Consider the following 8,735-nt stretch of genomic DNA (forward strand, 5'->3'; position numbering starts at 1 on the left):
GCGTACCGCAAACGCTGCCCCTTTTGCTATTGTGCGGCCCCGAGCGCTTGGGCCAAGCTATCTGGGCGAAAGAAGGGTGGGTGGTTGATGGAAACAAACGGCCTGTTGCCAAAGTCTATCGTGATCGTTGGTGGCGGTACGGCCGGGTGGATGACCGGAGCGGCTTTGGCGCGCTTTGTTGGCCATAAGGTCAAGATCACCTTGATTGAGAGTTCGGACATTGGCACTGTGGGTGTGGGCGAAGCCACCATTCCACCCATCCGCAATTTCAATGCGATCCTCGGCCTCGATGAAGCCGAGTTCGTGCGCGAAACCAAGGGCACTTATAAATTAGGCATTGAGTTTTGTGATTGGGTAAAGCCGGGCCACCGCTATTTCCACCCCTTTGGTGTTTATGGCCCCAGTCTGAATCAGCCCAATTTTTTCCATCAATGGCTGCGGGCGCGGGCAGGGGGGCAGCTCCCCGAGCTGAGTGAATTCTCGCTCTGCAGTTTGGCCGCGCGTGCCGGTCGCTTTGCCCCTCAAGGCCGGGACCCGGCTTCCATCCAAGCCACCTTGACGTCAGCCTTCCACTTTGATGCCGGGCTTTATGCCGCTTATCTGCGGAAGTTCGCTGAAGCGCGGAACGTGCGGCGGCTTGATCAAAAGGTTCAGTCTGTTCGCCAATCTCCTGAGACCGGCAATGTCGAGGCTGTGCTTCTTGAAAGTGGTGAAGCAATCGAAGGTGATTTCTTCGTCGACTGCACCGGCTTTCGCGGTCTCCTGATCGAACAGACCTTGAAGACGGGCTATGAGGATTGGCGGGCTTATCTGCCGGCCGACCGCGCGTTAGCGGTACCGACCGCAAAAGTGGGTCCGGCCGCACCCTTCACGCGTTCAACTGCGCGTTCGGCCGGTTGGCAATGGCGCATTCCGCTGCAGCATCGCACGGGCAATGGCTATGTCTATTCCAGCCAGTTTGTTTCAGACGAGGCCGCGCATGAAACCTTGATGGGCAATTTAGATGCACCAGCCTTGGCGGACGCAAAGCCCCTGCGGTTTGTCACGGGGCGTCGGAAAAAGCTCTGGAACAAGAATGTGGTCGCCATCGGTTTGGCCTCGGGATTCTTGGAACCTTTGGAATCAACCTCCATTCATTTGATCCAAACCGGCATCACCAAATTGCTGGACTTCTTCCCAAGCCGGCAAAATCATGCGGCAGATGCCGAGACCTATAATCGGTTGGGACAAGAGGAATATGAGTCCATTCGCGACTTTTTGGTCTTGCACTATATGGCCAATCAGCGTGTGGGCGAGCCTTTGTGGGATTATTGTCGCCAGATGGCACTGCCAGATAGTTTGCAGGAGCGTTTGGCCCTATTCCAACATGGCGGCCGAGTGCCTCCGCGCGCCTTTGACCTGTTCACCGAGACCAGTTGGGTCGCGGTCTTTATGGGCCAGGGCATCGAGCCCCAAGGCTATAATCCTTTGGTGGAAGTGCATGAGGGCGCAGCTGGACGCCAATTTCTAGCCGACGCCCATCGCGCCTTGGCCGAACTATCGCAGCAATTACCCGCGCACGAAGACTTCTTGCGCCAAGCGGGCATGATGCCCTCCTAAATTCAAAGCTAGGACTCTTTTGGGTGCGCGGTAGAATTGCGCACGACAAAGGCGTGGCTGATCGCGATGGCCTCGTTCAATTCTTCTGTGGTCTTTGCTGCCGCATGGGCAATCAAGCGCTGTGCCGCTTCTGCTGCCATATCGCCGACGGGCTGGCGCACCGTGGTTAAAGTCGGTTGGCTGTAGCGGGAGGCGGGGAAGTCGTCGAAGCCCACAACCGATAAGTCGCGTGGCACGTCGACCCCCAGTTCGGACGCGACATGGATGACGCCCAAGGCCATTTCGTCGTTCGCAGCAAAAATCGCCGTTGGCGGTTTTGCCAGCGACAACAAGGCCCGCCCGCTGGCTTTGCCACCTTCATACGTATAGTCGCTTTGCAGCATCGTCGCCTCATCAACAGGCAATCCGCTGGCCTGCATGGCATCGATATAACCGCCCTGGCGCGCTCGACTTGAAGCAAGTCCCGGCGTGCCGGCGATGAAGCCAATTCTTTTGTGGCCGAGACCAACTAAGTGCATGGTGGCTTCAAAGGCACCCGCACGCTCATCCATCGTGATCGACAAGCAGGCGACATCGGTTTCTGTCGCACTCAAACGCGCAAAGGGTGTGCCCATGCGGACCAAAATTTCGAGGATTTTCTGATTGTCCGAGATGGGCGGTGTCAGGATGACCCCGTCTGGGTTCAGGGCCGACAGGGTTGAGGACAAGATGGCTTCGGCATTTTCAGCTTCTGCATTCAAGAGCTCAAACAAGAGGTGATAGCCTGCTTCCCGGCACGCCATCATGCCGCCAAATTGCAGCCGCTCTACATAAGGGTTCGAACGGTCAATCTTCCAATGGTCGAGCGTGAGGGCTTCATCGAGGAAGGTCACGAGCGTGAAGGATCTGCCACCTGCCAAACCGCGGGCGGAAGCCTTTGGGCGATAGCCAAGTTCGGAAACCGCGCGCTTGACCCGCTCTTGCACCTTGGGGCGCACATTGGGCTCGCCATTCAAGACGCGCGACACAGTCTTGATCGAAACCCCCGCATGGGCGGCGACTTCATAAATGGTAGGGGCGCGCCTTGGAGTCATCTGGCTTTCTTGGATCTGTCTTCCGCCTAGTCTAAGCCTTGTCGTTACCCGACTTCAATCAGAGCCGCTGACGATTTATGCACTACCGGCCACCATGGGGGCAAAATAAGCTTTCACCAGCAAGAGGCCTGACTTTTCTCGCCCCTGCAGCACCAGTTGGCAGACGTGGTTCATGTCGAGACCTAATTCGGCAAATCGCTTCAAGGGAATGACAAATGAATGGTTCTGCTGAGCTGTGGAACCGAGCAAAGTCATGAACTTCGCCAGAGGCTGGTCCAGATGATGCTGCGGCAACAGGGCAACGCCTATGACCTCTGGTTCTTTGGTTACGGCCGTCAGATAAAGGGCATAGTCGGCATTTGCTTCGCGTGAGAGATTGAGCGGCGGGCCGATAAAGCTCAGGCAGGCTTCATCTGTCCACTGAATGGCCCAAGCGTTTTCCTGCTGGCCGAAATCGGCGGCCCGCAGATTCACGTGTCCTGCGTGGGACGCTGTGCCCCCGGTCAGGTTTGGCTTTCTGATCGAGGTGGAGCCCGCTGCATCGGATAGAGTGGCCGTCCAGTCTCCTTGGGGGATGCCGCGGTCAAAGATGGTCAGTGGGTCGTGCCTCTTGGCATCTGATTGTTCATGCACGGGCTGCCAAGCGACTTGATCCGATAGACTTAGTCCAAAGCCCAAGGAAAAAAGTGGGGCTCTGCTCGGGCTTGCTGCGCAGAGATCAAAGTGGTCGCTAAAGGCAGGCCAGGGGAAGGGCAGGCGGCCTTGAAAATCCGTTTGCCCTTCAACAAGCAAGTCTGCCAAGGCCCCAGCTTGCGTGCCGGGCAAGAAGGCCGCGATGAAGGCGGCGCTTTTGTTCAGCGCCGGGTTCATCCAAAGGGGGCGACCAGAGTAAAGCACGGTGACGACGGGTATGCCCGCCGCCGCCAATCTTTCGATCAGTTGATAGTCACTTGGGTCACCGGGCCGATAGGCCAAGGTATCGCAATCGCCGCGAAACTCTGCATAGGGTTCTTCGCCCAGAACAACCACGGCGACATCTGGCTTGTCGTTCCATTGGCCGGCTGGATCAAAGGTCACTTGGCCGCCAGAAGAGCTGATCTTTGCTTGGAGACCTTCCAACAGGGTTTGGCTGCCGGGGAAGAGACCTTTGACATCGCCGCCGCCTTGCCAAGATAGGGTCCAGCCGCCGCAGGCGAGGTCCAGCTCATCTGCTCCACGTCCGCAGACCAACATGTGTTGGCTTGGCGCAAGCGGCAAAATCTGGTTTTCATTTTTCAAAAGAACTGCCGATTGGCGAACGGCGCGGCGGGCTAGCTCACGGTGCTCTGGGCAGCCCAAAAGGTCAAATCGCCCAGCTAAGGGCCGCGCAGCAGGCCTGCCTTTTTTGCTAAGTCCCAGTCGGGCTTTGAACCGCAACATGCGAAGAACAGCATCATCGAGACGCGCTTCTAGGCCCGCATCAGCGGCCACGACTTCAAGTGTGGAGGCCAAAAGTGCGCGCCAGGAATCTGGTGCCATATACATATCGAGGCCGGCAGCCAAAGCTTGTGGTGCGTGGCTTGGCGCGGCACCTGGCAATTGACCGTGACCATTCCAGTCGCCCGCTACTAAACCATCAAACTGCCAATGCTTTTTCAACAGGGCTGTGAGCATGTCGTGCCGGCCATGCATACCTTGCCCGCCCCAAGACGAAAAAGATGCCATGATCGCAGTCGCCCCTGCTTCGATCGCGGCAATATAGGGTGCGGCATGCTGGGTGATGAGTTCGCTTTCCGAGCAATTGGTTTCGCCTTGGTCTCGCCCATCTTGCGTGGCCCCGTCGCCGAGGAAGTGCTTAGCGGCGCACGCGACTTTATCCGGCCCCAGAAAGTCCTTTGTATCTGGCTCACCTTGTAACCCAATAATCATGGCGGCTCCCAAGCTACAGACAAGGGAAGGGTCACAAGAAAAGGCTTCGTAGGTGCGACCCCAACGCAGGTCTTTGGCGACCGCGACCGTCGGCGAGAACGTCCAATCCATCCCTGTGACCGCGATCTCCTTTGCCGTCGCGACGCCGATCGCCTTGGCTAAATCTATGTCGCGGGCCGCACCCAAATTGATGTTGTGCGGAAAGATCGTGGCACCCGCGATATTGGAATGACCATGGACTGCATCGGTGCCGAAGATGATGGGGATCGAAGTTTCGTCTGTTTCATCCCAGAATGAGTCAACGAGTGTTAGCCATTCTTTGGCCGACGCATCGAACCGCCCGTGCGGTGCCGAATTGCCGCCATTCAGGATGGCCCCAATCTTGTACTTCTTCGCTTCTTCCGGCGTGATGGATGCAATGTCTGCCTGAATGATTTGAGCGACTTTTTCGGCAAGGCTCATCGCCGCCAGTTGCCGGGTGATTTCGGCCTCGATGGCGTGGTCCGGCTTTAGATGGCGCTGTGGCGTCGGCCACGCAGCCAGCGTCAGTGGCCGCTCTCCAAAATTGGTCGCGGGACCAAGATGTTGCTCCGCGCTTGCTGAGGCTTTGCTGGTTAGCATGATTTAGGTGCCCGAAGCCGCGCGAGTAATGCTGGGTGCGTCAAGCGCCTCGTCGGCCGGCGGCTGATAGTCTGAAGGATAGTCTTTCAGGCGATCCCACCAATAGACTTTCAACAGCCAAGTCGTCACGGCCGCAATCGACATGGCGATTCCAAACGAGGTCCAGTTGTGGATGACAAAGAAGATTGGTGCCGCCACCAGACTTGTCTGCCAGATGATGCCAGTAACCACATTAAAAGCATCCAATTTGAACGCCTTATTGGGTTCGACACCTTGCCCTTTGGCCAAAAGCGATTGTTGCACCGGCCCCCAGAAACCCCAAGGCCTCGTCTTCACGTAAAACTTCTCAAGCACCTCCATATCGGTTGCAGGTGTCATCAGTGATGTGCCCAACACGACAGCAAGGCAGATGACAAAGAATACGGGGAAGGATTGTAAGGGGTCTAAACCCAGTTGGGGGATGGCTAGAATGAGGGCAAAGAAAATCCCGGCCGCCATGCCGCCAAAATAGCCCCAACCATTCATCCGCCACCAATACCATTTGACCACATTGGCCGCAGTATAGCCGCCATAAAGCCCGGCCGTAATCCAGTTCAAGGCACTGTCTATGCTGTGCAATAATAGGCCAAAGGCCGTCCCGATAATGACAAAGGTTATCGACACCGCATAGCTCAAATGGATGAGCTTCTTCTCGGACGCCTCTGGATTGATATATTTCCGATAGACATCATTGACGATGTAAGCGGGTGCGGCGTTCAAGGGCGCGGCAAAGCTCGACATGAAAGCGGCAAGCAGGCCAGCCAAGGTTAGGCCCAACAGGCCAGTCGGCAAGAACTCTGCCAAAGTGAAGGGCAGAATGGCCTCATAATCCGCGCTCTTTCCCATGGCGCGCAAATCATCCTGGAAGTGCACCAGCGCGAGGACCGTCAAGCCTGCAATCATCAGATAGCGGGGAGGGTTGAGGACAAGGCTCACAAAGCCACTCATCTTGGCAGCGTCGGTTGGCGAGCGAGCGGACAAGATACGCTGCATGTCATAATTGGGCGCAGGGCCTGCGAGCGAGTTCAAAATGCCCTTGAACAGAACCAGCATGAAGAAGATGGTGAAGAGCGTATAGCCTTCAGACGCAATCTTCTCATTGGCGGATGGCAGAAGTTGCGACCAATCCAAGTCCAGCTTCCAATCAAAGAAGGGATTGGTCCAGCCCTCTGGAATGGCCGCAGCAATGCTGGCTGCATCGGTATGGGCCATGGCGACCCAGGCAATCGCCAAGCAGGTCACCGTCATGACGAAGAATTGCATGACCTCGGTAAAGACGACCGAATACATGCCGCCCTTGATCACATAAATTGCGGTCAGCAAAATGATGATCACCCCGTAAGCGCGGTCGTTAAAGTCAGCCAATAGGCGACCCCGCTCGGCGAGTTGTTCGGCACTCAAGGACGCTGCTTTCAAGGCATCCGGTAGAAAGACCTGCAGATGCAAGAGTTCGCTCAGGTTAAAGGGGATGAATTGTGCGGCCAGCTTGCCAATCCCCAGAAAGCCATAAGCCATATAGGCCAGCACGAGAATGAGCGCGAACAGCACAATGATCAAATGACTGAGGCGGGCAGAGCGATCATCACCAAACCGGAAAGTGATCCACTCGGCTCCTGTCATCACGCCAGAACGGCGCAACCAGATCGACAGAAACACCATCAAAAAGACTTGGTTGAAGACGGGCCACAACCAGGGCAACCAGATGCTTTTGAGGCCATAAACAAACAGGATGGACACCAGCCACATCGTACCAGCGACATCAAACATGCCCGATGCATTGGACAGGCCCAGTGCATACCAAGGCAATTTGTTGCCACCCAGAAAATAGCTTCTAAGCCCACTACTGGCTTGCTTGGATATCCAAAAGCCAATGAAAATCGTCAAGGCGATATAAGCAAAGACGATGGCGAGATCGAGGGGTGGCAGTTTCATCAGGATCAAGCCTTAGACAAGAGACAGGAGATTTAGGGCGTGTGAGGTCGTCATGGCGTTGTCGCCCTTAGGGTTTGACAAAGCCGGATGGTTTCCATCATGGCGCGTCCGGTGTGATAGGGGCACTTCCATGGACCAGCCATAAGGCCTGCTTTGGGGGTCTGGTCATCAAGACGCGCAAGCTCGAACCATTCCCCGCCTTGTGTGTCGATTTGGTTGGCCTTGATGAAATCCCAAACGTCAAAGGCGCTGGTTAGGAAGAGCGGATCGCGATTGATCGCATAGGCATTGAGGAAGCCAACCAAAGCCTCGGCCTGAATCCACCACACATGCAGCCGGGAAAGATGGCCGTCTTGGCCGACTTCTTCATAAAGACCGCCATGCTCGCTTAACCCTTGCCGAGCTCCATCAGCGAGCCCAAGGGCGGCTTGTTTGGCGTCGCGCAAAATTGTTTGCGTATCGAGGGAAAGTGCCGCTTCATACAAAAGCCAACTGGCCTCGATGTCATGACCAAAAGAACGGACACTCGATTGGCTCGTCCAGTCGAGATCAAAGAATAGGCCCAAACGATCTTTGCTTGGCGAGACGATGTGCTGATTGAAGATATCAAACGCCGTTTCCAATGCGGAGCGGACAGCCGCAAACCTCGGATGATCTGGCTCTAGATGCCCCAAAGTCTCGTATAGCGCGGTATAGGCCTCCAGAATATGGAGATGCGTGTTCATCGACTTGGGCGAATTCTGGTCGCGCGCACTTAAGCGGACATCGTCAATCGGCTCAAGATTAGGGCCCAAGGCCTCTAGCCAACCGCCATGGATCGGGTCCATGAAATGGGTTTGGACTTGCTCGAAAATCTTGAGTGCACAGGCAAGAGCGGCCGGACTCTGTTTCGCTCGCGCATAGGCAGCCAGCGCATAAATCCCAAAGGCTTGGGCATAAGTTTGCTTGCGCGCATTAAGTGGCTTGCCCCCCGCCGAGACCATCCAGATGAAGGTCTGGGTTTTGGGGTCTAAGAACTGGTCCAACAGAACACGATAGGCGCGGTCGGCCTGTCTTCCGCACGCTTCATGCTGGGTGGCTTCAAAGGCGCTCGAAAAAAACCACAACAGGCGGGTGATTAGGATGATGGAGCGCGGTGCCTCAGGATCTGGAACGCCAGCTTCGCTAATTTCACCATAGAAGCCTGAATCCGGGGCAGGGGCTTGGGTGGTCCACCACGCGCAGATTCGGTTCAATTCTACGCGGGCTTCCGCCTCCAATTGGGTCAACGCCCCCTGAAGGTCGCCCGCATGTTGCCCGGCCAAAGGGGAGGCGAGTTCGTTCAAATCTGTCAACTTAACCCTCCCAGGTCGCGGTCATGCGTGTGACCTTGCGTTTCTTACAGGCCATAGTTTGCCAAATTGTCAGCGCTGTCAATACGGGTTTGCAGGCGCGCCGCAGCGTGGGTCGTAGGGTGCGTTCCGTAAGGAATGCACCATTTTCGTTCGCCGCAGTTTTGGGTTTGGTCGTTTCCACTAGGAATGATGGGGTGGACGCCCCCTGACGGCATCTATGTGCCAGTAT

5 protein-coding genes are annotated in these 8,735 nt (G+C 56.2%); 1 reads left to right on the forward strand and 4 read right to left on the reverse strand.

All coding sequences use genetic code 11. The features are described 5' to 3' along the window. Positions 1–87: 87 nt before the first annotated feature. Positions 88–1,599 carry a tryptophan halogenase family protein gene (locus ACOVRA_RS04785; RefSeq protein WP_421719309.1) on the forward strand — a complete coding sequence of 504 codons (1,512 nt, stop codon included), beginning with the start codon at positions 88–90 and terminating at the stop codon, positions 1,597–1,599. A gap of 8 nt (positions 1,600–1,607) precedes the next feature. Here the strand turns inward: ACOVRA_RS04785 and ACOVRA_RS04790 are convergent, their stop codons facing one another. The 4 genes from ACOVRA_RS04790 to ACOVRA_RS04805 form a co-directional block, all read right to left on the reverse strand. Beyond that, positions 1,608–2,672, reverse strand: a complete 1,065-nt coding sequence (locus ACOVRA_RS04790; RefSeq protein ID WP_421719305.1) for a LacI family DNA-binding transcriptional regulator — start codon at positions 2,670–2,672, stop codon at positions 1,608–1,610. 75 nt (positions 2,673–2,747) lie between these two features. Further along, positions 2,748–5,201: a glycoside hydrolase family 3 N-terminal domain-containing protein gene (locus ACOVRA_RS04795; RefSeq protein WP_421719306.1), complete on the reverse strand. Its 2,454-nt coding sequence runs from the start codon at positions 5,199–5,201 to the stop codon at positions 2,748–2,750. 3 nt (positions 5,202–5,204) lie between these two features. After that, positions 5,205–7,172, reverse strand: a complete 1,968-nt coding sequence (locus ACOVRA_RS04800) for a sodium:solute symporter family protein (protein WP_421719307.1) — start codon at positions 7,170–7,172, stop codon at positions 5,205–5,207. Between the two features lie 50 nt (positions 7,173–7,222). Next, on the reverse strand, positions 7,223–8,506 hold the full coding sequence (locus ACOVRA_RS04805; RefSeq protein WP_421719308.1) for an AGE family epimerase/isomerase: 1,284 nt from the start codon (positions 8,504–8,506) through the stop codon (positions 7,223–7,225). Positions 8,507–8,735: the final 229 nt, after the last annotated feature.

This window comes from Aquidulcibacter sp., from assembly GCF_049239865.1.
Classification (GTDB): Bacteria; Pseudomonadota; Alphaproteobacteria; order Caulobacterales; family Aquidulcibacteraceae; genus Aquidulcibacter.

Coding starts and splice junctions, on each gene's coding strand:
- ACOVRA_RS04800 (WP_421719307.1), bottom strand. CDS start 7,172: ATGAAACTGCCACCCCTCGATCTCGCCATCGTCTTTGCTTATATCGCC.
- ACOVRA_RS04790 (WP_421719305.1), bottom strand. CDS start 2,672: ATGACTCCAAGGCGCGCCCCTACCATTTATGAAGTCGCCGCCCATGCG.
- ACOVRA_RS04785 (WP_421719309.1), top strand. CDS start 88: ATGGAAACAAACGGCCTGTTGCCAAAGTCTATCGTGATCGTTGGTGGC.
- ACOVRA_RS04795 (WP_421719306.1), bottom strand. CDS start 5,201: ATGCTAACCAGCAAAGCCTCAGCAAGCGCGGAGCAACATCTTGGTCCC.